Below are 21,753 nucleotides of genomic sequence, written 5' to 3' on the forward strand. Positions count from 1 at the left end.
TGCAATGAAATGAGAATTTAGGTGTGGATCGATCGAAGAAGTCGGGACAGTTATAACAACATATCACTTATGGGGTCATTCGGCCCTTATTTCGCCCAAGGGATTTCAGAGAAAGTGGGGTTCAGACGAACAACACTGCGAACCTAACCGCGTCGCTGTTGGCAGCTGAAGCTACCTTAAGGTTCTCGGACTCGTGAATACAGAACGTTATCAGAAAGACTATAAAGGAGGGAGAAGATGAAGCTTTTTTCTGGAGTAGAGCCCTTAATTCAAGAAGCTGATCTTGTACAACCCTCAATATATACGCCTCTTGGAATCATTGAGTTTTCGCTTTCTGTCTCCAACAAATGTTATCTTCCAACTCAATGTTTTCGACTCAAACAAGGTGGTTCATTATACCAGTATAGCTATGACTTGTTTGATTGCGAATTGGTGGTCTGCAAACCTAAGCTCAATCTTGCTTCGCATCTGACAATCGAGGAATGTTGGGGAGCCGTATTTAGAATCCAACCGAACAAAAACCGTCAGATTGATACGTGTAGTTTTTCTGCTTATTGGCAGGAGGGATACAGCTGGAAAGATTACGGCTCTAATACCGGGGAACATCTTGAAGCTTTTGAGTATGAGAACGAGAAATACCGATTACATGTAGGAACTCAGGATGGAGACCTATTAATGGCAAGACGAGATCGAGGTGATAGGATTCCTAAATCGCTAAATTTGAATTCTGATTTTGAGAAATTTGGTTTTATTATAAGTTCAGATAAAGGCATTGAAGTACCTATGACACGAATTGAATCTCAAGAGACATGCCAAGTACATTTTTTAACAGCTTGGAATCGAAAGATAGAAGAAGATGTTTCCACATGGCTAGCGGTAGATTTACTTTCGAAACAAATACTAGAAGGGGAAGAACTTTTGTGAAAATTTTCAAAAGAAGTTTCTAGTCCATCCGATAACATGTTGGCTTAGCTTATACATCACCTAACACGTTGTTCATGTTGTGGACTTTCGTCCCTTGGTTGTGAGGTGTATAATAATGGAAGATAATCAGACAACAAACGCCCCAGCCCAAGATAAGAGCCATCTAAGGCTGGGGCGTTTCATGAATACAGGAACGTTAGCAGAAATCATGGGAATGCCTAATTATTATAAAGATTAGATAAACTATTATCTAAGGGTGGGGATTTCGATGAGTAGCTTGTTACTAACTTCGTGTGGTTTTAATACTGAAGATATTAAGAATCAATTTCTGAGTTTTATTGAAAGAGATATTTCTCAATTAAAGGTATCTATTATTACAACAGCATCCCCTATGAAAGAAAATAATAGATATGCACAAAGGGCGGTGCAGGACTTCAAAGGCATGGGGTTTCAGCATATTGATTTTGTAGATATAGAATTTGATGGCCCGCAACTTCTCATACATAGCGATGTTATATATATCAATGGTGGAAATCCATTTACATTATTGTATTACGCTAAGAAAAGTGGTGCTGGAACGTTATTACTGGGGCCGAATATTAATATTGTCGATTTCTTTACTCCACAGATGAACACAATGGATTTAACAGATTTTAAGGCATTAGGTGTAACCGACAAGCTTATTTTTCCTCACTATGATCGAGAGGACAAATTTAAAGATAATACTAATAAAACAATAGAAGAGAGAATAGTAGCATTTGAATTCAATGAGAACTGTAAGGTGACAAGACTTAAAGATGAAGAATATATCTCAATCTTAATGGACTAAGCACATTTTAGGAGGAGTCTACATGATATTAGAAAAAGTAATAAATAGAATTGAAATACAAAGTGAATATAAGGATTTGGTTGATAAGTATATAGATCATGTACGTACCGAACTCAAAGGTGAAATTCATAGCATTTATATGTGCGGCTCGATTCCCAAAGGAACTGCTACACCTTTTAAGTCAGATGCAGACTTTACGATTGTATGTGAAAATCCCAAAGATATCGATTACGAAAGATTGTCGAATATTAAAGATAGGCTTTTGGAAGAATATCCATTCGTAACTAAGATTGATACGATAATTTGCTCAATAGACGATGTATTAAATAAACCGAATGAGTGGGGTTTCTGGGTTAAGATTATTTGTGTTTGTATACATGGGGATGACATTGGTGAAAAAGTACCCCCGATCATTATTTCTCCAGAATTCATTTTAGACTTAAATACAGAGACTAAGGAGGAAGTAGATCGTATACATCGTTCACTTTCTAATACTAGTGATAACGCATTAAAAACCAGATATATTAAAGGTTACTCTAAGAGATTAATTCGTGCATTATACTCTTTGGTTATAGTAGATACAGGTGTATGGCAAGATGACATGCTTAAGATGAAGAATGCCATAGTAGACTATTGTGATATTGACTCCGCTCTAGTTGATTATCTGTATGCTTGTTACTTGGATTGTAGTAGTGTGCTTGTTGAAGAGTTCCTGGAAATTGCAGATGAAGTATATAGCTATTTTGAGAATGCCTTAAAGGCAATGGCTGCTTCCAGAAAACCCTAGAGTAAAACATATTATTCTATCTTGCAACGAGTACTTGGATATACCTCTTCAAGATCAGGAGTAATCGAGTGTTGACGAGGCACCGGTATGCTGGTGGATCTGTTACGAGATGGGAATAGAAGTGCGAGAAGATCTTATTTATTGAGGGCTTGGTTACAAAGCCGGGGGACATCGTGTAACATTATATCCATGTTTCGAGTAAACTTAATAATACTTTAGGGGGTTAATGATGGGAGCATGGGGAACTGGAATTTTTGAAAACGATGATGTATTAGATTGGAAGGCAGATTTACTTGATTCTGATGACATTGAATTAATTGAAGAAACGATTGAAGAAGTTTTAGAAGAAGAATATATTGAGTCAGATGTAGCTTCCAATGCTCTAGGCGCAATCGAAATCCTTGCAGCTTTACAAGGCAAACCTGGCCAAGAGATATTAAATAGTCAAAGTAATACTGAAGATCTATATGAATGGATCGATGCACATAAAGGTAAAGGGAAAAATCTCATTTCCAAAGCTAAACGAGCAATGAAAAAAATTAAGAAGGACTCAGAACTACAAGAGTTATGGGAAGAATCAGGAGAATATTCGAGCTGGTTGAATACACTAAATGACCTAGAAAGTCGATTGTAAAGAAATTTATTGCTTTCCGAGAAGGAGAGCCTTACATAACAAAATATTCACGATGTGTGCATGCGCCATTAGTCCGGCATACGTTGGGGTGTGAATACAGGAACGTTAGGCGAAACTTCTTGAATTAATAATATTTTGGAGGAATACATGAGGATTTCTAAAATTGAAACTAGTAATCGTCAAAGAGAAGGTTATCCTGGACTTATTAATTACGCTGATATAATTATTGATGGTAAATCTTTATTTGAGATGATTGCACATAAATATGATTTTGTGTCTTGTATAGGATGGGGCAGCATTGAATTCCAAGAACAGCAGATTGCTCGATTACTTTTAAGAGTTGATTCCGATCTACCCAATAATCGAAATTCCATTTATATTTGTCCTGCGTGCGCTGATTTAGGCTGTGGGGCTATAACTGTGGAAATTGAAATAAATGATGATACAGTTATTTGGTCTAAGTTCGGGACACAAAATAATTTGAATGATGGTATAGAAGAAGATACAGATAATGTGCATTATTTTGAGGAAATAGAAAAGTACATATTTAATAAAAGTGAGTATGAAGATGTAATAATGAATTCAAGAGGATCTGGGATGATTAGGTGGCCATGGGACACAGAAGAATGATTATATTCGAGGAAAACCATCATCGCTAAACAATATATTCACGTTACGGAAATGGCTCGGCGTCCGCCTAACATCCATGACACGTTAGGTGGTGAATAAAGGAACGTTATAAAAAGGAGAAGCCTAAATGAAGATTGCAATCCTAACTGATATTCATGGTAATTATCCTGCATTAAGTGCCGTATTCTCTGATATTGATTCTCGTGGGGACATCGAACATACATATTGTCTGGGTGATATGATTGGCATTGGCCCTAACTCTAACGAAGTGCTTGAAGAGATAATGTATCGAAAGGATGTAACGGCGGTTTCAGGTAATCATGAAGAGGCAGTTTTGAAACTACTGCAAGGTGATGATACCTTACCGGGTCATGAAATGATCGCTGAACATCATAAGTGGATCGGCAAACAGCTAAAAAAAGAAAATATCAAGTTTATAGAAAATCTCCCTCAGACATTAGAAGTTGAAATAGAAGGGCAAAAAATATTAATAACGCATTACCATATGAAGAAAGGAGAAAGAGAAATAATAGATGAAACCCCTTCGGGACTGAAATTAGACGCAAAATATGAAGGTTCACCTTATAGTCTCGTTTGTTTTGGTCATCATCATCCGATCCATTACTTCAAGACAACTCAAAGGGTTTATTTGAATCCCGGAGCATTAGGTTGTAATGAACATGCGATTGCAAGATACGCGGTAGTAGAACTCCAAAAAGGAACAATAAGTGTTCAACTTATAGGAACCACATATGATAATAAAGCATTTTTAGAGTCTTTTGAGCAGTTAAACGTTCCAGACAGAGAGTTTATATTAAAAGCTTTTCATGGAAACCAACTAGAGAGAGATTTCAAAGATGGTAACAACATCTGATAACACAACATTCACGTTGCGGGTCTTCGCCCTCGCTCTGGTCTTCGCCAGACTGGCAGCTTAATCTAAATAGTCACAGTGGTGAAGGAAACAGTTAAATATTATCGAAGTATATGTATATACACAGATTATTTTGAAAGTGAGGTAATAGATTATGCGTAAGCGTCCGATCTGCTCCGTGCAAAGTCTTGATCTATAAACAACGGCGGTTGTTTGTATGGAGCTAGCATTTATTTCACCGCCTTCATATTCGTTTTGCGTTTGTTGTTTATAGAATAGACTTTGCGACCTTAATTTAAATTAAATTTAAGGAGCAGAGCTATTATGAAATATGTAAACGCCGATATGATTTTCCCGAAGGAACTATTAAAGGAAATACAAAAATATACACACAGTAGCATGGTATACATCCCAACACCTGATGGACAACGAAAAAAGTGGGGGGAAAACTCGGGAAGTCGCAAGTATTTGAGCCAAAGAAACGAAACAATACGTCAACAATATACGGATGGTTCATCGATAGATGAGCTATCTGATCAGTTCGGTCTTTCTAACGATAGTATTAAAAAGATTATTTATACAAAAATATAAGTTATAGAAATCACATCAGCGATCTTATGATGTGATTTTTTTAGTGTAATAAATGATTTGAATTATTTTATATATATTTTTTCAAGGTTTACACCGCTAAAATGGAAAATACCAGCATTCCTTATTGAACTGGTAGCTAAATGATACATAGAATTCCAGATGACAAAGAAAGGTGTCTTGATATGAATACCCAAGCATTATTAGATAAAATCGTTGCACTTTTTAGAGAAGAGCTTAAAGGGAACTTGATAGGTATTTATTTGCATGGTTCACTAGCCATGGGGGGCTTTAATCCCACAAAAAGTGATATTGATTTTTTAGTTGTTGTAAGAGAAAAGCTTACACCAGTAAATAACTCCAGAATTGCAAAAATAGCTTTATCTTTGCATGATGAAATGTCTGTGATGTTTAATGAGCGTGGAATAGAATTTACCATTATCTTAGAAATGTATTTAAAACCGTTTGTCTATCCTACACCTTTTGAATTCCATTATTCCGATTATCATAGGGAAAAATATCGTACAGATGAGAACTATCTTTGCGGGGGATTGGAAGATAAGGATTTGGCTTCTCAACTTGTTGTTGCCTATGAGCGAGGAAGAACGCTGTATGGAAAACCATTAAGTGAACTTTATGAACCGATTAATAGTCAATATTACCTCGATTCCATATTAAACGATGTGGAAGGATGTGCTAATGAGATCATTGACAATCCTCCTACGAACCTTACTTCTATGTACCTAACCTTAAATTTTTGTCGAGTTCTCTATTACGTAACAGAAGGTAAGATATCTTCAAAGCGAGAGGGTGGAGAGTGGGGAATAACATATCTACCTCAACACTTTCAGCCCTTGGTTTATCTAGCTATATACACGGACGAATCATCCGACAGAGAGAACGACAATAGCAATTTTGATTTACAAAGTTTATTAGCATTTGTTGAATATATGACAAACGAAATAAAGCAAAATATATCTAATCATTAAGCGACATCTTATAACGGGACATTCATACGGCGGCGCTCGTCTTAGTCTGTAGAAGGATGTCAGAGAAGCATTTTAGCAGACAACCCCTTTGCGGTTCTTGAATTCAGGAACGTTACCTGAAATCACGAGAGAAAGGAACAAACGTTATGGAAAAGCACATTAAAGAGCTGTTTACCCAGAAAGTCCTTAATGAAGCAGCTCAAAAGTTCAATATTAATCAATCCAGTCTTAAAGATTTAGAAGGATTCCAGAACTTTGTTTATTTTGGGAAATCAGATGATAGAAGTGTCGTCCTCCGAGTAACACACCAATCACATCGAACTGAAGAAGAAATTTTATCCGAAATTGAATTTATGAATTATTTATTGAATAACAGTGTATCTGTTTCGAAAGCCTTACCTTCTATTCATGGGAAATTGGTTGAGAGAATAAGTGATGGAGAATTTTATGCAACTTCTTTTGAGTTTTCTAGTGGGAGAAATGCTAGAATCGCCGAAGAAAGCAATGTGTTCTATCAAAGAGTTGGTAGTTATACAGGCAGAACACATAACCTTTCCAAGCAGTTGAATTTAACAAAGGAATTAAAAAGGAGACAATGGTATAACAAAGAGTTACTTATCAATATGAAAGAGCATTTACCTGCCGAACTATCTTATGTAATTGACAAATATGACATTCTAAAAAAAGAGCTCAGTAATCTGCCAAAGAATACGGATTCGTACGGTATTATCCATGAAGATTTAAATCATGGGAACTATCTGAACGTAGACGATGATGTAGTGCTGATTGATTTTGACGAAGCCGAATACAGTTGGTTTGTTAGTGATATTGCTATTCCGTTATTCTACGAGATTCCGATCCCTTGGGTCGTAGATGGACAACGAAGGATAGAGATAGCTAAGAGGTATTATTACAATTTCATGGATGGGTATGTAAAAGAAAATACAATGGATAATGCATGGTTAAAACGAATATCTGAGTTTATTAATCTTAGACAGTTTGGAGTAGTGTCAGCGATTTATAGGAGTTATAATTTCGATAATTATAACAACTGGAGTGATTGGGACAAAGAAGCATTGAAATTTTATTTGAATAATATCGAGCATGATATTCCTTATATTGATATGGATTTTTGTAGGTAGTGCAGCGCAATGCGGCATATCCTAACATTATATTCACGCTTTGGGCTTACTCCTATGGTCGTCCAGATGTATAATTATAGGAGATAACTCGGACGGTACGCGAGCCGACCTAAGATAAGAGCTATCTAAGGTCGGCTCGCGTCGTGAATACAGGAACGTTATGTAAAAATAACGAAAGTTCAACCTGAAAAGATTGTTGAAATTATTGTGATCTTTTTAAACTAATAATTTTGAGGTGAGAGACATGAAGTACTTTTATGGGGTGTTAACACTGTTAGGAATAACATTGCCCTACATGGAGTTTATTCCTTGGATTAGTGAGCACGGATTTAATATGACAATATTATTAAATGAAGCAACACAGAATCGAATTAGTGCATTTGCTTGGTTGGATGTAATAATTGCAGCAATTGTTTTGATTGGATTCATTTTATATGAAGGAAAGCGAATTGGCATAAAGCATAAGTGGATTCCGATCATTGGAACATTAACAGTTGGGGTTTCATTTGGATTGCCATTATTTTTATTATTGCGTGAAATTCGAATGGATAAACTGAAAGAAAAGTAAACTTAAATAGATATTCAGGTAACGAATTTAGTTGAAATCCCTCTAACAAAGTAATGGAGGTGTATAGAATGAAAAAACTAATTGTAGTAAACGGAAGTATGGGCATAGGCAAGACAAGTACTTGTAAATATCTTTACAAATCTTTAGATCGATCTGTATGGTTAGACGGAGATTGGTGTTGGATGATGAATCCCTGGACGGTAAACAAAGATACAATAGAAATGGTTGAGAACAATATTACCTATTTACTTAATAGTTATTTGGAAAATCCTTTATTTAATTATGTTATATTCAGTTGGGTTCTCCATAGGGAAGACATTTTAAATGATTTACTTGAAAGGTTACATACTTCGGAGTACAAGCTATACAAGATAACTTTAACCTGTTCTGAGGAATCATTGAGAGATCGAATGCATTCCGACATGAGAAGCTTAGAACAAATAAATAATAGTATTAATAGATTACAGTTATATCAAAGGATGCAGTCAAATAAGATTGATACAAGCGATCTTGGAATTGAAGAGACGGTTGAAAAGATTATAAGAATAATAAGTTAATTTTGAAATATAGCTGCCAAGAAAAAATGTGAAATATATCTAACATAATAATCAATCTACAAGAAGGTGGGGATTAACTAGATGTCTATTCAACAATTTATAAATGAACATCTCTCTAACATAATCTTTGAACCACCATTCTATTACAATAATGATTTTAGTATTCGGTTTGAACTGGGACCACCAAACAGCAATATTGATAATGACACATACTATAGTGTAGTTCAGGAGAGAATCCTGGCCTTATTTCTAGCAATATTTAAAGAGAAGCATCCGGTGTATATCGTCGGAATATCATATGAACCTATTGGAGATTTAGATGCTTATATTGAAGGGGAAATTGACCTTCTTCAATATTTTGCAGACCACACAATGAATAATTTTCTTAACAAAGAAGATTATGACGCTGAAACACTAGAGTTGACTGGACATTATAAATTTTACTCTCTTGAATGCAAACTGTCCGAGATAGACTATATTGATTTGTTAGGACTTATTGGAGGATTTACTCAGAAGAATAGTTACCTTAATTCAAGAATTTACTTCATAGATCCTCAATCCCAATTGGTTTTACACATTTATGATGATCGTGGTTTAGACATCGTCTCACCGACTAAGGAAGCCTTGCTTTACTTGTACAAGGAATTTAACGATTGGATTCTTGATTACGATCGAAAAGAGATAGATAAGATATTTAAGACTATTTCATAGAAATCAATTGTCCCGAACGTAGACAAAAGCACGGGGATTTTGAGGAGAGGAGGCGGAAATGTGATTGGTCCGATATTCTTAAGAGGTGAATTAATTCATCAGTTTAAAGAGCACCTCACCAACACTGAATACCATCGTGTAATACATAACGGTGTAGCCGATACAAATAGTACAACTGAAAGATTCGAATTGGAAAAACTAAATGATACATTCGATACATTTATTAACTCAGACTATCCTATTATTTGTAAGTCAGGCAGCAAGAGTACAATTCCATTCTGGGATTACCACTTTGCAATCAACCGTTCCAAATACGACAAAGAGGTTATTGTAACTGAACTTTTGGTTCGAGAACCTAATGATCAGAACGTAACAAATGCAGTTTTAATGGCTTTCTATATGTTAATTAATGAGAAGTACAAGTATGAAAGATTAGTAGTGCCAATAAGAATGAATGACATCGTTGGATATGAAGAAATAGGGATACAATCTCACAAAGATGGAAGCGTTCTATTTAGAAAATACGCGTGAGTCATTGCTATTCCGTTATTCTATAAAATTCCAAGTTATAATTTTAATAATTATAACAACTGGAGTGATTGGGACAAAGAAGCATTGAAATTTTATTTGAATAATATTGAGCATGATATTCCGAAGAAAAACGTTGTTGGGGGTTGAATCCATTGAAGTATTCAACTGTAGTTCTTGACTTGGACGGAACATTATTGAATTCAAATAAAGAAGTATCCAAGAGAAATTTAGATGCTGTCTTATCTTGTTATCTGAAAGGAATGAGAATAATATTCGCAACAGCTCGACCGCCCAGAGCTGTTAATTGGTTTCTTCCTCAAGAATTATTGGATATCGGGGCTTTTGTATATTACAACGGAGCTCAAGTGATTTGTAAAGAAACTAAGATAGAAATTAATGAATCAATCCCTGCTAATGTAACCACAGAAATTCTTGATTACTGTTTGAAGTGTAACCCCGAGATTGAGCTGACGATGGAAGTGAAAGATGAGTGGTTTAGTTTAAGAGAGCTTGATTATATTACCTCAATGAACACACGATCTAACCCTATAGTAAAACCCTTAAATGAATTAAAGCAATATGATGCTACGAAAATACTCCTTTCCGGCAATAATGACACTTCTGGATTATTAAAAAAATTCGAAGGTAAAGTGAATATACTAATTACGGATAATAATCAATTAATACAAATCATGCCTCTTCTGGCTTCTAAGGAGCTGGCGATTACTAAACTCTGTGAATTGTATCATGTAGAATTGGATTCCGTTATTGTATTTGGCGATGACCATAATGACGTAGGCCTCTTTAAAAAGGCTGGATACGCTATTGCTATGGGGAATGCAATAAGGGAATTGAAGGAAATTGCTGATGAAATAACCGCTGATAATGATGAGAACGGTGTAGCTATAGGTTTAGAAAGATTTTGTGGGTAACTTAGGCTGTTTGAACGTCAGGATGGCGCGAAGAGTTTTGGATAATCTTCATAAACACTTATTTTTTGGGGGGCATCTCAAGCATGAGTAAAAAAACAATAATTATTGAAGATTACAACAATGCATGGCCTGAGATGTTTTCTAATCTGAAATCCATTATAGAACATAGACTCGGGGATCTCCTACTTCAAATCGAGCACGTGGGTAGTACCGCAGTACCAGGATTAGCGGCAAAACCTATTATAGATATTGATGTAGTGATTGATTCAATGGACTTACTTCCAGACGTCATTCAGGGATTAGAAAGTTTAGGTTACCATCATGAAGGGAATCTGGGTGTTGAGAGCAGAGAAGCTTTTGCAAGAAAAGATGCAAGTGTTCCCTATAGTATATTGAAAGTACAGAAACCTGAACATCACTTATATGTTTGTAATAAAGAGAGCAAAGAGTTATTAAGACATATATCCTTCAGAGAAGCATTAATTAACAATCCTGAATTTGTAGTCGAATATGCCAATCTAAAGAAAGATCTAGCTAATAGTTATAGTGAAAATCGACAGGCTTACACGGACGGGAAGACCGAATTTGTAAATAAAGTACTGATGTGAAATCACAGTAAATCTATATATCAGAGCGTCTCAAGGAGGTCTATATGAAAACGACAGTTTACATGGTTAGGCATGCGGAATCACCATATGATGAAGGAAATGAAAGAACTAGAGGTCTTACTGCAAAGGGCAGAGCCGATGTTGAAAAAATAACGAAGTTACTTAGTGATGAAGGAATAGATATCATACTTTCAAGTCCATATCGCCGGGCGGTATTGAGTGTTGAAGGATTAGCGCAGCACTTAAACTTAGAGATAGAAACATTTGAAGATCTAAGGGAACGTCACTTTTCATCAGATGAAGTTATTGATTTAATGTCTAATATTAGAAACAACTTCTACAATGTTGAATATGCCTTACCAGGTGGCGAATCTAACGCGGATTGCCAGAATAGGTCAATCACAGTGCTCAAAACCATATTAACAGAACATAAGGGAAAGAAAATTGCGATTGGAACACATGGTCTTGTAATGACTTTGATGATGAATCATTTTGATTCAGATTATGGCTTAGCTTTCTTAGATCAATTAAAGAAACCGGATATCTATAAAATGCAATTTGAAGACCTGGAATTGAAAGAAGTAACGAGACTGTGGAATGAATAGATATATTTAAGCTTATTTTGTTTTTATCAGGTCGCATTTCCGATGGAGAACTGATCAGTAGTAATGAAGAAAGAGTTAGAGTATCTAGATAAACGCAAAGAGCTCAGGATGAAGGCAATTCAAATTAAAGCGAAGATAGGTGCATTACATGGCGGTGAGTAGAAAACTACGACGAAAAATAGTTCGTCTTGATAGAGTGTTTTATTGGTATGTGGCTCCAGACTACGATGATGCTGGGGTTTACAAGCTTCACATTTTATCTGAAGATAAAAAATTTATCGTTGCCTATGAACTAAAGCAAGCAGATAAACCGAATTGGAGACCTATGTTGGTCGTAATGAGTAAGGAATTTGAGGGGTTAAGTGGTGATTATACGGGATATAGAAGGGTTTTGACACCGATTTGGCAAGATAATTTGATAACCCCAAAACTAGTAGGCGAGATTATTGATTGGTGTTATTCAAAAGAGAAAGATCTAATCTTAGTAAATTGGATGGGAGAAATACTTACCTAAATTAATGAAGAGAAGAGGATTATTTGATGAGCTATAAATCCATTTTGATAGATCAATTAACGGCATGTTATAACGATAAGAGTTGGTTCATTCCTCTTGCGGAAATCCTGGATGATCTAGCAGCAGAAGAAGCAGTCATTAAGAATGACAATGAACAAAGCATATGGTCGATAGTGAATCATCTTATTTTTTGGAATGAAAAATGGCTTGAGCGATTTAAGGCTGGAGAATTTAGATTAGAGCATAATATTGATAATGATGAGACATTTGCTGTGGTACAAGATCAATTGAATGAGATTGGCTGGACAGAAACATTGAATAGACTTGAGAATGTGTTTGTTAGTTGGAGAGTTGTCTTAGAAGAAACAGAAGAATCAAAGCTCACCAAACAACTTCCAGAATATTTCGATGCTCCTTGGTGGGGTGTGGTGTCTAATTTGAGTATTCATAATGCATATCATGTCGGACAGATCATGTTGTTAAAGAAACAAATTCGAGTTGAGAGCATGCTAGGTTTAGATACTTAGCATTTCAGTGGGAAGAGAAGGATCGCTTAAACATGATTCATGTTTAGTTTGCTAAAGCATCGTATGAACTTACGGCATTTTCTTTGGCTACACGAAGTAATTCACGTTTAACTCTTAGAGGATAATCCCATAGATTTTAAAACGGAATTGTTTAGCACTCACTTAAAGAACCATTGTACCTCATAGTAGAATGGTTCTTATTTGCGTTTAAATTGTTTTAATACTCGCTAGTATTGTGGTTCTTTAGAGGGAACACCGGTGTTAATGATTTGTAAATAACATTGGGAGTTATATAGTTTCTTCTAGTAGTTAACAGATAAGAGCGGTTGCTAATAAGGTAAATTCTCTTCTGTGGGTAACATAAATGCAGCATAATTGCCATAATAAATATCCCATTCAAACATAGTTGTTGTAAAAATGTCACATTTTATTACAAATATTGTTTTAATACACTAAAAAATATTGCACAAATAAAATAATTGGTATATTATCGCATTAAGGAATTGAAATAAATGTCACAATTTGATTATTATTCAAAATTTAAGTGAATCAACACGAATGATTTTCATTTGGGTAAATAATAATTTATTTACTATTTCATCCTCAATCTACGCTTTTTATATTTGTATAACCGATAATTTGGTTTTGATTTTGTATATGTCGTATCAGATATGGTGATCAACTTTTAATTTGATGTTAATGATTTAATATTTTTAGTAAGTTTTGTTTTGGGTGATAGAGTGATTAATTTCACCATTACCATATATAGCAACAAAGAAGTTATTTTACTTAAGTTTAAAAATCTAAATAAGAAGGGAGGGTAAATCTATGAATAAAGATTTCGATTTGAATCTTAAGATTGCAAAGGGTAAAGACGATAGTGTCCAACCTCAAATTACAAGTGTTGCATACTGCACGCCAGGATGTAACACAGGTAGCACATGTGGATCCAGTGAATGTGGTTTGACAAGACAATGCACAAATACATGGTTATGCGCTTAAATAATGTAAACGTTCATGCATTTAAGCAAACGCTTAAATGCATGGCGTTTATGTTTTGAAGACAATCATTATTGTCATACGCTAACTTGTACCAGTTGTTTTGATAGTTTAATTAAAATAGCAGTATTGTTGATGGTAGATATTTTTTTTCTATATTTTTGCGAATGGACACAAAAAAATACCGGTCTTACATACGTGTTGACCAAGATGGAATCGTGACCCTAATGCATTACCAGTATTGAAGGTAATCCTGATTCAAATCTTATGGTTTGAACGTTCGTTTTTTTCGGTGGTCGGGCGTATCCCGGCTTTTTTTGTAGGAGAACATTACATTAAATTTACTTTTCGTCATCATATGTATGTGAATTTCGCAAAGCACGGGTGGCATGCACTAATCGAATCCAAGGCTGGAACAGATACTAAGCATCTATATCAATTTAGAGCAGTAATATTTGACTGAGATCTTTCGCGGTCTCGAAGGCTTTGTTCTATTATATGGGGGACGCTTCAGAGAAACTTTCTCATTTTGGTGATCTCTTGGAACCGTATATAAGAGCAAGTAGAATCACTCCGAGAACTACTAACGAGAATGTTTGAATAAGTTCATTTCACATTTTCAGGTGATAGATAATTCACATGCAAAAGTAAATTGAGGAAGGTGTATGTAAATTATGAAACATTTATTTGAAGATATAGGATCTTTTATGGTGAGGGTTCCAAGTCTACCGATTAATTTGTTGGTAGATAACATTAACAATTTAGACAATAAAAAAAATACTTTACCATTGTCTGATTATCCATATTACAAAAAACAATTTGATGAAGCTATATTAGTAGCAAGTCATGATTTATATGAGTTTATGCAACAATATGAAAAAGGGGGTGAAGTGCGAGATACAAATTATTTACTGAATTCTTTATATAAATATTTCAGTAGAAACTGTTCCAGGTGTACTCCGTTTGGTTTGTTTTCTACTGTTGCATTCGGAAATATTAATTCTGAGGAAACTCGATTCCAACTAAGTGGAACAGAAATACAACGAGAACCTTTAGTAGATTCGAATTGGTTATATGAAGTGGTTTTTATGTATGAATCTAGATATTTAAAAGAACTTAGATATACGCCGAATGAAAGTGTTGCTATTCACAGAAACAAAGCAATTCTATTTGGTTGTACAAAAAACAAAGATGAGGAAAAAATCAATAAAAAAACTGTAAATTATACCAAAGCACTTGATATTATTTTTAAAATATCAAATGACTACTTAAGTTATTTTGAAATTGTAGAAAAACTTGAAGAGGCATATCCTAGCATGGATAAGTCTATTTTACATGAATATGTTCAATCTTTAATAAACGAAGAATACTTAATTTCTGATCTTCGTCCACCGTTAACAGTAATAAACCAATTAGATTATTTTATTGCGAGGCTTAGGCAATATGACATAAACGTAGACACTTTAATTGCTATACAAGAGCAAATTGCAGATTATGCTGATGTAGAAAAAAGTGATAAGATAAGCTGCTTAACGAATATTTTTAATAGTATGAAAGAAGTGCACTATTCAAAAAACTATTTAACTGTTGATTCTTCTTTTGAATATAAAGAAAATAATTTAAGTAAAAATGATATCAAGAAAATAAATGAGATTATTAATATATTTATACAGTTTAATATCAATGAATCCTTTGATAAATTAGACGAGTATAAAAATAAGTTTATAGAAAAGTATGGTCTATCTATGTGCGTTCCGCTAACTGAACTGGTGGATCAGGATTTGGGATTAGGTTTTCCTTCTATTCACAATAAAAGTATGAATAACTTAGGAGAATACACTAATCCATGGGTTAGATTCTTCGAAAGGAAGTATGTAGAATCTATCAGATTCAACCAAGAAATTGAGATAAAAGACGTAGAAATAAAGAAACTTATGTCTGAAGATTTGGATGAAGAATTGTTGCCAAAATCTATGGAGATTTATTTTAATTATACTAAAGAAAATGGAAACGATGTATTTCATCTAAGTAATATCTTTGGTTCTACTTTTGCAGGGAAATCATTCGGGAGATTTTCCCATTTAATGAAAAAACCAAATGAGTTTTATGAAAAAATCAATGCAGTATATGATTCCAATGAAAAATATCAATCTTGTGAATTTACTTTTCTACCAGACAGCTTGTTTTCCGCGAATGTTATTAGAAACATGCATGGTTCTATGTATGAAACTAGTTTTGGAACAACGAATTCTAAAGATAGTACGTGTAAGTTAAATATAAATGAGATTTTAGTGGGAATTAAAAAAAATAAATTTTATTTAAAATCCTCTACTAATAACAAAATTATTATTCCGACCTCGATGAATATGTTTAATCCTCAATTAAAGCCTGAAATATTAAGGTTTATTGATGATATTTCTTCTGATGGGATAAAATTTTATAATAAACCATGGCAGTATTTGCTTGAGAAGTTTGCTTATCTTCCAACAATACGATATAAGAATTTCATACTTGAGCAGGAGAAATGGATCTTAAGAATAGATGATTTAGATTTACCTACCCATTTCAGTTTTGATGAGTTTAAAAGTAAATTGAGAGAACACATAAAAAGCAGAAATATTACTCGTTGGATAAATGTTGTAGAAGCTGATCAAAAATTATTGTTAAATCTCGGAGAGGACAGATGTTTGTCAATACTACAAAAAATGCTTTTGAAATCAGAAATTGTTGTAGAAAAATATAATGTAGAAGTAGAACATCCAGTTAAGCATAATGATAATTCTTATTGTTGTGAACTTGTTATACCCTTAATTTCAGCTTCAGAAGTTGATTCAAATAGTGAAGATTTTGAGATTAATGAGAATCATGGTATTAATCGAATTAAAGAACCGTTAGATGAATGGCTTTACTTTAAAATTTATGGAGTTGGAGAAAATATAGATTATTTATTAGGTGAAGCTTTGTTCGATCCCTTGCAACAATTACTTGAAAATAAAGAAATAGACAGCTATTTCTTTATTCAATATAAAGATCCAAATTTACATTTACGACTGAGAATAAAAGCTGATTATAATAGGCTGTTGCTAGTTCAACCCAAGCTTTTAAACATTTTTAGCCAACTGATTAAAGATTCTATTATATCTAAATATAGTATCGACTGTTACGAGTTGGAATTAGAAAGATATGGTGGACATGATTTGATGAATTATGCACACGAGGTATTTTATAAAGATAGCTTAGCAATTCAATCAATTATTTTCGAAAAAAACAACAATAATATAAAAGTATCGGATGAACTCTTAGCTGTAATAAGCATATTCTTTCATGTGAAGAAATTTGGATTGAATTTAGAGGAGATATTTATTTTTCTTAATTGTCAAAAACATATCAAGCTCGATCAACAAGAGCAAGATGAATTCAAAAAAAATAAGAATACTTATCTTGATTTTGTAATAAAATTTTTATCCGAAGAGAAGTTAACTCCAGAAATTGAATTAATTTTTAGAAAACTATTTATAAAAAATACATCGATGGAAACATATTTAACAAGAATAAACGAATTTTATCCGGAAAGTAAAAATGTTAAATTTAGTATTCTTGATAGTTTATTGCACATGCATATGAATAGATTGTTTGGGCCGAATGTTGATTTTGAGAGAAGAATGAGAACTTTATCAAGACATATATTTTATAGCGTCTATCATAGAAACAAAAAAACAGGAATATTGGAAGGTAAAATGAATGCAGAAATTTAAATTATTAACTATTTCAGAGATGAGGGAATTATTTTCTTCTCTTAAAGTGATACCAGAAGCTATTAGAATCTTTTTTCAAGCTAATAAAACGGTATTTATAGTTAGTATAATATTAAATATTATTGCGGGTATTGTTCCTGTAGTTTCTGTAAACGTTTTCGGTATTTTGATTAATACAGTTTCCAGTATGGATTTTAATAATTCATTGAAAATTCTGGCAGTATATATTGGAATTAGTTTCTTATTAGATGCAATTCTAAGTTTGAAAAATTACCTATTTGCAAAGTATCAATATTTGTTGGATTTTGAATTGCTTAACCGGTTGATGGATAAGTGTTCGAGTATGTCTTTAGAGGAATTTGAAAATTCTAAAGTACAGGATCAATTACAACATATTCAACAACAAATCGGCTTTAGACCCTATAGTATCTTCACTTCAATATTGGCAATGATAACTGCAATTACGACCATACTTTCATCTATTTTTATGGTAATAATATGGCAACCTTTATCGGTATTACTTATTGTTACACCCGTATTGTTTTTTTCAATATTTAATTTATCAATAAATAAAAGAGAGTTTCAAACTGAAGAAAGGAACGCAAAAAAAGCTAGAAGTATATGGTATTATGAATTTTTGCTTACTAAGGATCAGTCATTCAAGGAAGTTAAGACTTTTAATTTAGCCAAGCATATTATAAATAGGCACAATGATTTAAAGAAAAGTGTAATTAATGAAAACTTGTATAATTCCAAAATTCGTTTAATCATTTCAACTGTATTTGATTTTGTTAATCAAATATGTATGGCAGCACTTATGGTATTAATAATAATAACAGTTGTTAGTGGGAAGCTCTTAATAGGTAGTGCAGTTGCGCTTCTTAGGGTTATAGGTATGGTATTTGATAACTTTAACAATATAATGAATATTATTTACAGCATAAATCAAAATAGCTTGTACATGTCTAAATTGATAGATTTTTTAAGCGAAAATAAAATAAAATCAAAGAATGTAGAAAATCATAAACTTACTCATATAACTGAGATACAATTAAATAATCTTAATTTCAGCTACCCTAATGCTAATAAAGAAGCTCTGGAAAACATAAATTTGAAAATTAAGAAAGGCGAGAGGATTGCTTTTTTTGGAAGAAATGGGTCTGGTAAAAGCACATTAGTAAAATTATTAATGGGATATTATTTAGTTGATGATGACATGATTAAGATTAATGGAGTGTCACTAAACAATATTGACATTGAAAGTTTGCATAAGTCAACAGGTATATTATTTCAGGATTATTGTAAGTTTGAACTTCCTGTTAGAGATAATGTTGGGTTCGGAAATATTGAAAAAATTGAAAATGATTCTCAAATAATGAAATCTCTTAAAAAGGCTGATATTGATTTTCTTTCCTCCGACTTAGATCAGCAATTAGGAAAATGGTTCTCAGATGGAATTCAACTTTCTGGAGGACAGTGGCAAAGAGTTGCACTAGCGCGATGTTTTTTAAGAGAAGCTCAATTGTATATTTTGGATGAGCCTGACGCAGCGCTTGACAAAATAGGCGAGAAAAAGATTATGAACACATTTTTTGAATTAACAAAGAATAATATAGGTATATTTATTTCACACAAAATTGCACATGTCATGTTAGCCGATAAAATAGTTTATTTGGATGAAGGGAGAATAGTGGCAGAAGGCACACACGAAGAATTATTGGAACTTTGTCCTTCTTATAAAGAAATATATAATTTAGAGTTTAATATCATGCCAAGTGGAGGGGAATATGCATAAATTGGATCAGAAAAAGGATGTAATAGACAATTTAATAACGAATTTAGCGAAAAAAATGTCAAATGTAGAGTATGTTCAAAGCATATTAGACTCTAAGACAATAGAATACAAAAGTACCTCAGTTGCAGTTTCATATCCAGCTTTATGTATTTTGTTCTCAGAGCTCGAATTAAATTTTCCAAACTGTGACTTTGATACAGTTGCCCATAAATATTTAGAGATAGTGAATTATTACCTTGAGAAAAACAATACATCGGATATTTCTCTATTCGATGGGTTATGTGGAGTGGGTTTTGCAGCACATTGTATGTCTAATAATGGTGAGCGCTATCAATCGTTTATTGAAAATCTGAACAAATATATTGTCAGTATAGCCGACAGAAATATTTCGGAGTATAAAAGGATACCTTTTAACGAATTTTCATATGATATTATGTATGGATTGGCTGGTACAGCTAATTATTTGATGAATTTCAAATCTGAAACTCAAGTGAAAGATACATTGATGTCTATTTTGCAGTATTTAACAAATATTTGTAAAATAGATGAAAGTGGAATTCCAAAATTTGCGATAAGGTCTGATCACAGTCAACTGTTTCATTTAGCAAATGATCCTAAGGTTATGTATGTAAATTTGGGAGTATCACATGGGATACCTGGAGTGCTTTTGGTGCTATCAAAGTCATATGAATCAGGAGTATATTTTGAGGAACAGCTTGAGGCAATAAAGTGTTTATCTAATTATATTTCTAAAAGTTTTGTTAATAAGGGTGATGATTTTTTTTGGGAAACTCAAAGATTAATAGGCACAGATGGTGTTAAAGCGTTACAGTCTAGAGATGCCTGGTGCTATGGAACTCCAGGAGTTGCATATTCGTTGTTGATTGCTTCAAGGATATTAAATGACAATAAAATGCGTAATTTGGCAATACACAGTATGAAATTGTCTCTAAAGAGATTGCGTGAAGTGGTATCTCCTACATTTTGTCATGGTATTTCAGGAATATGTTCTTTAACCAGGAAATTTTATGAATATACTGGTGATATATATTTTCAAGAATTGTACATGGAAATGTTCGAGAATATACTAAATGTATACAGTGATAAAAACCCACTCGGTTTTAAAGATACGGAATTTGAGAAAGGCAAATTAGTCGATAAAGATGAAATAGGACTCTTAAATGGGACTAGTGGGGTAATTTTAACTCTCTTATCATGTTATAGACCCGTTAAAACTCAATGGGATTCTATTTTTTTGCTATAATAGTATTTTTGGTATAATTAAATTTACAACTTATGCTGCCTCTCCTCATCAAAATATTAAAATAATGGAATAAGATCATGCAACAAACAACCCACCCTAAGATGAAAGCTATCTAAGGCTGGGTTGTTTCGTAAATACAAGAACGGTTTGTAATTCTTCGTATTGAATAGTAGTGGTACATTCGTATACATATTAACATTAAGGAAAGTTGTTAGTTACTCTAACATCTGAAAACTAGTAAGTTAGCTAGCTATGCTTAGTTTGACAGAAAGAAGGGGGAAGAATCCTCATGACCAATAGAATTCTCATCATAGATGATGATATTGAATTGTGCTCATTAGTAAAAAAATGCGTATCGCAAGTAAACCTGGAAACCGATGTGGCATATAACGGACAATCAGGAATGCTACAAGTGATCAATGAAAAAGATACTTATTCGCTAATTATTTTAGATGTGATGTTACCGAAAATGGACGGTTTTCAAGTATTATCTGAAATAAGAAAGTACAGTAATGTACCCGTACTTATGCTGACGGCTAAAGGAAGTGAGCCAGATAAGGTAACAGGTCTTAGCCTTGGAGCAGATGACTATTTAACAAAACCGTTCAGTATTAATGAACTTATCGCTAGAATACAATCTTTGATTAGAAGATATACCACGTTTAATCCTGGAGATTCCGTAAGCATTCTTACCTTTAAAAGGATGGTTATTGATAAAGAAATAAGAACTGTTCAAGTTGAGGGCAAGCTAATAGATCTAACAGGCAAAGAGTTTGATTTATTAGTATTATTAGCTTCTAATAAGGGGCGTGTGTTTACGAAGAAACAAATCTATACACAAGTTTGGAAAGATGATTATGCTTATGATGACAATAATATTATGTCTTTTATAAGCAAGTTGAGGAAGAAAGTAGAGCCTAATTCAGAACAGCCATTTTATATTTTAACGGTACACGGAGTAGGTTATCGTTTTAATAAGGAGGCTTAATT

General features: G+C 33.4%; 23 protein-coding genes. All 23 read left to right on the plus strand.

Annotation, left to right across the window (positions count from 1 at the left end; translation table 11 throughout):
- The first annotated feature begins 237 nt into the window (after positions 1 to 237).
- Positions 238 to 924 carry a hypothetical protein gene (locus DMB88_RS07660; protein ID WP_128100866.1) on the plus strand — a complete coding sequence of 229 codons (687 nt, stop codon included), beginning with the start codon at positions 238 to 240 and terminating at the stop codon, positions 922 to 924.
- Between the two features lie 268 nt (positions 925 to 1,192).
- On the plus strand, positions 1,193 to 1,753 hold the full coding sequence (locus tag DMB88_RS07665) for a Type 1 glutamine amidotransferase-like domain-containing protein (RefSeq protein ID WP_128100867.1): 561 nt from the start codon (positions 1,193 to 1,195) through the stop codon (positions 1,751 to 1,753).
- A gap of 22 nt (positions 1,754 to 1,775) precedes the next feature.
- Positions 1,776 to 2,540 (plus strand): nucleotidyltransferase domain-containing protein, encoded by a 765-nt coding sequence (locus tag DMB88_RS07670; RefSeq protein ID WP_128100868.1) that lies wholly within the window; start codon positions 1,776 to 1,778, stop codon positions 2,538 to 2,540.
- A 226-nt stretch (positions 2,541 to 2,766) separates the two neighbouring features.
- Complete coding sequence (locus DMB88_RS07680; RefSeq protein WP_128100869.1) at positions 2,767 to 3,174, plus strand: DUF4259 domain-containing protein; 408 nt, start codon at positions 2,767 to 2,769, stop codon at positions 3,172 to 3,174.
- Between the two features lie 147 nt (positions 3,175 to 3,321).
- On the plus strand, positions 3,322 to 3,804 hold the full coding sequence (locus DMB88_RS07685; protein WP_128100870.1) for a hypothetical protein: 483 nt from the start codon (positions 3,322 to 3,324) through the stop codon (positions 3,802 to 3,804).
- A 127-nt stretch (positions 3,805 to 3,931) separates the two neighbouring features.
- A complete protein-coding gene (locus DMB88_RS07690) occupies positions 3,932 to 4,678 on the plus strand; it encodes a metallophosphoesterase family protein (protein ID WP_128100871.1) in 747 nt (248 codons plus the stop codon).
- 324 nt (positions 4,679 to 5,002) lie between these two features.
- A complete protein-coding gene (locus tag DMB88_RS07695; RefSeq protein WP_128100872.1) occupies positions 5,003 to 5,269 on the plus strand; it encodes a CD3324 family protein in 267 nt (88 codons plus the stop codon).
- 182 nt (positions 5,270 to 5,451) lie between these two features.
- Positions 5,452 to 6,255 carry an aminoglycoside adenylyltransferase domain-containing protein gene (locus DMB88_RS07700; protein WP_254438494.1) on the plus strand — a complete coding sequence of 268 codons (804 nt, stop codon included), beginning with the start codon at positions 5,452 to 5,454 and terminating at the stop codon, positions 6,253 to 6,255.
- Between the two features lie 146 nt (positions 6,256 to 6,401).
- Positions 6,402 to 7,397, plus strand: a complete 996-nt coding sequence (locus DMB88_RS07705) for a phosphotransferase enzyme family protein (protein WP_128100874.1) — start codon at positions 6,402 to 6,404, stop codon at positions 7,395 to 7,397.
- 244 nt (positions 7,398 to 7,641) lie between these two features.
- Positions 7,642 to 7,965, plus strand: coding sequence for a DUF2834 domain-containing protein (locus DMB88_RS07710; protein WP_128100875.1), 324 nt, complete (start codon positions 7,642 to 7,644; stop codon positions 7,963 to 7,965).
- Positions 7,966 to 8,033: 68 nt separating this feature from the next.
- A complete protein-coding gene (locus DMB88_RS07715) occupies positions 8,034 to 8,522 on the plus strand; it encodes an AAA family ATPase (protein WP_128100876.1) in 489 nt (162 codons plus the stop codon).
- An 81-nt stretch (positions 8,523 to 8,603) separates the two neighbouring features.
- Positions 8,604 to 9,233, plus strand: coding sequence for a DUF3885 domain-containing protein (locus tag DMB88_RS07720; protein ID WP_128100877.1), 630 nt, complete (start codon positions 8,604 to 8,606; stop codon positions 9,231 to 9,233).
- 60 nt (positions 9,234 to 9,293) lie between these two features.
- The gene (locus DMB88_RS07725) at positions 9,294 to 9,764 is read left to right on the plus strand and encodes a hypothetical protein (RefSeq protein WP_128100878.1); all 471 of its coding nucleotides are present in this window, start codon (positions 9,294 to 9,296) and stop codon (positions 9,762 to 9,764) included.
- Between the two features lie 152 nt (positions 9,765 to 9,916).
- Positions 9,917 to 10,696: a Cof-type HAD-IIB family hydrolase gene (locus DMB88_RS07730; protein WP_164848642.1), complete on the plus strand. Its 780-nt coding sequence runs from the start codon at positions 9,917 to 9,919 to the stop codon at positions 10,694 to 10,696.
- An 83-nt stretch (positions 10,697 to 10,779) separates the two neighbouring features.
- Positions 10,780 to 11,304, plus strand: coding sequence for a GrpB family protein (locus DMB88_RS07735; protein ID WP_128100880.1), 525 nt, complete (start codon positions 10,780 to 10,782; stop codon positions 11,302 to 11,304).
- 44 nt (positions 11,305 to 11,348) lie between these two features.
- Positions 11,349 to 11,909 (plus strand): histidine phosphatase family protein, encoded by a 561-nt coding sequence (locus DMB88_RS07740; protein WP_128100881.1) that lies wholly within the window; start codon positions 11,349 to 11,351, stop codon positions 11,907 to 11,909.
- A gap of 148 nt (positions 11,910 to 12,057) precedes the next feature.
- Positions 12,058 to 12,423, plus strand: a complete 366-nt coding sequence (locus DMB88_RS07745; protein WP_128100882.1) for a hypothetical protein — start codon at positions 12,058 to 12,060, stop codon at positions 12,421 to 12,423.
- Between the two features lie 26 nt (positions 12,424 to 12,449).
- A complete protein-coding gene (locus DMB88_RS07750) occupies positions 12,450 to 12,950 on the plus strand; it encodes a DinB family protein (RefSeq protein WP_128100883.1) in 501 nt (166 codons plus the stop codon).
- 828 nt (positions 12,951 to 13,778) lie between these two features.
- The gene (locus DMB88_RS07755) at positions 13,779 to 13,952 is read left to right on the plus strand and encodes a gallidermin/nisin family lantibiotic (protein ID WP_128100884.1); all 174 of its coding nucleotides are present in this window, start codon (positions 13,779 to 13,781) and stop codon (positions 13,950 to 13,952) included.
- 671 nt (positions 13,953 to 14,623) lie between these two features.
- Positions 14,624 to 17,704 (plus strand): lantibiotic dehydratase, encoded by a 3,081-nt coding sequence (locus DMB88_RS07760; RefSeq protein ID WP_128100885.1) that lies wholly within the window; start codon positions 14,624 to 14,626, stop codon positions 17,702 to 17,704.
- A complete protein-coding gene (locus tag DMB88_RS07765; RefSeq protein ID WP_128100886.1) occupies positions 17,691 to 19,499 on the plus strand; it encodes an ABC transporter ATP-binding protein in 1,809 nt (602 codons plus the stop codon). Before DMB88_RS07760 ends, DMB88_RS07765 begins: the two co-directional genes overlap by 14 nt.
- Complete coding sequence (locus DMB88_RS07770; protein WP_128100887.1) at positions 19,492 to 20,763, plus strand: lanthionine synthetase C family protein; 1,272 nt, start codon at positions 19,492 to 19,494, stop codon at positions 20,761 to 20,763. The genes DMB88_RS07765 and DMB88_RS07770 overlap by 8 nt, the downstream gene beginning before the upstream one ends.
- Before the next feature lie 289 nt (positions 20,764 to 21,052).
- Positions 21,053 to 21,751: a response regulator transcription factor gene (locus tag DMB88_RS07775; RefSeq protein WP_128100888.1), complete on the plus strand. Its 699-nt coding sequence runs from the start codon at positions 21,053 to 21,055 to the stop codon at positions 21,749 to 21,751.
- Positions 21,752 to 21,753: the final 2 nt, after the last annotated feature.

This window comes from Paenibacillus sp. DCT19 (assembly GCF_003268635.1).
In the GTDB taxonomy this organism is placed as follows: Bacteria; Bacillota; Bacilli; order Paenibacillales; family Paenibacillaceae; genus Paenibacillus.

Excerpts from the sequence above, each read along its gene's own strand:
- DMB88_RS07760 (WP_128100885.1), top strand. The coding sequence starts at position 14,624 with ATGAAACATTTATTTGAAGATATAGGATCTTTTATGGTGAGGGTTCCA.
- DMB88_RS07715 (WP_128100876.1), top strand. The coding sequence starts at position 8,034 with ATGAAAAAACTAATTGTAGTAAACGGAAGTATGGGCATAGGCAAGACA.
- DMB88_RS07720 (WP_128100877.1), top strand. The coding sequence starts at position 8,604 with ATGTCTATTCAACAATTTATAAATGAACATCTCTCTAACATAATCTTT.
- DMB88_RS07740 (WP_128100881.1), top strand. The coding sequence starts at position 11,349 with ATGAAAACGACAGTTTACATGGTTAGGCATGCGGAATCACCATATGAT.
- DMB88_RS07665 (WP_128100867.1), top strand. The coding sequence starts at position 1,193 with ATGAGTAGCTTGTTACTAACTTCGTGTGGTTTTAATACTGAAGATATT.
- DMB88_RS07750 (WP_128100883.1), top strand. The coding sequence starts at position 12,450 with ATGAGCTATAAATCCATTTTGATAGATCAATTAACGGCATGTTATAAC.
- DMB88_RS07755 (WP_128100884.1), top strand. The coding sequence starts at position 13,779 with ATGAATAAAGATTTCGATTTGAATCTTAAGATTGCAAAGGGTAAAGAC.
- DMB88_RS07670 (WP_128100868.1), top strand. The coding sequence starts at position 1,776 with ATGATATTAGAAAAAGTAATAAATAGAATTGAAATACAAAGTGAATAT.
- DMB88_RS07685 (WP_128100870.1), top strand. The coding sequence starts at position 3,322 with ATGAGGATTTCTAAAATTGAAACTAGTAATCGTCAAAGAGAAGGTTAT.
- DMB88_RS07700 (WP_254438494.1), top strand. The coding sequence starts at position 5,452 with ATGAATACCCAAGCATTATTAGATAAAATCGTTGCACTTTTTAGAGAA.
- DMB88_RS07735 (WP_128100880.1), top strand. The coding sequence starts at position 10,780 with ATGAGTAAAAAAACAATAATTATTGAAGATTACAACAATGCATGGCCT.
- DMB88_RS07690 (WP_128100871.1), top strand. The coding sequence starts at position 3,932 with ATGAAGATTGCAATCCTAACTGATATTCATGGTAATTATCCTGCATTA.
- DMB88_RS07695 (WP_128100872.1), top strand. The coding sequence starts at position 5,003 with ATGAAATATGTAAACGCCGATATGATTTTCCCGAAGGAACTATTAAAG.
- DMB88_RS07680 (WP_128100869.1), top strand. The coding sequence starts at position 2,767 with ATGATGGGAGCATGGGGAACTGGAATTTTTGAAAACGATGATGTATTA.
- DMB88_RS07710 (WP_128100875.1), top strand. The coding sequence starts at position 7,642 with ATGAAGTACTTTTATGGGGTGTTAACACTGTTAGGAATAACATTGCCC.
- DMB88_RS07660 (WP_128100866.1), top strand. The coding sequence starts at position 238 with ATGAAGCTTTTTTCTGGAGTAGAGCCCTTAATTCAAGAAGCTGATCTT.
- DMB88_RS07705 (WP_128100874.1), top strand. The coding sequence starts at position 6,402 with ATGGAAAAGCACATTAAAGAGCTGTTTACCCAGAAAGTCCTTAATGAA.
- DMB88_RS07770 (WP_128100887.1), top strand. The coding sequence starts at position 19,492 with ATGCATAAATTGGATCAGAAAAAGGATGTAATAGACAATTTAATAACG.
- DMB88_RS07765 (WP_128100886.1), top strand. The coding sequence starts at position 17,691 with ATGCAGAAATTTAAATTATTAACTATTTCAGAGATGAGGGAATTATTT.
- DMB88_RS07775 (WP_128100888.1), top strand. The coding sequence starts at position 21,053 with ATGACCAATAGAATTCTCATCATAGATGATGATATTGAATTGTGCTCA.
- DMB88_RS07745 (WP_128100882.1), top strand. The coding sequence starts at position 12,058 with ATGGCGGTGAGTAGAAAACTACGACGAAAAATAGTTCGTCTTGATAGA.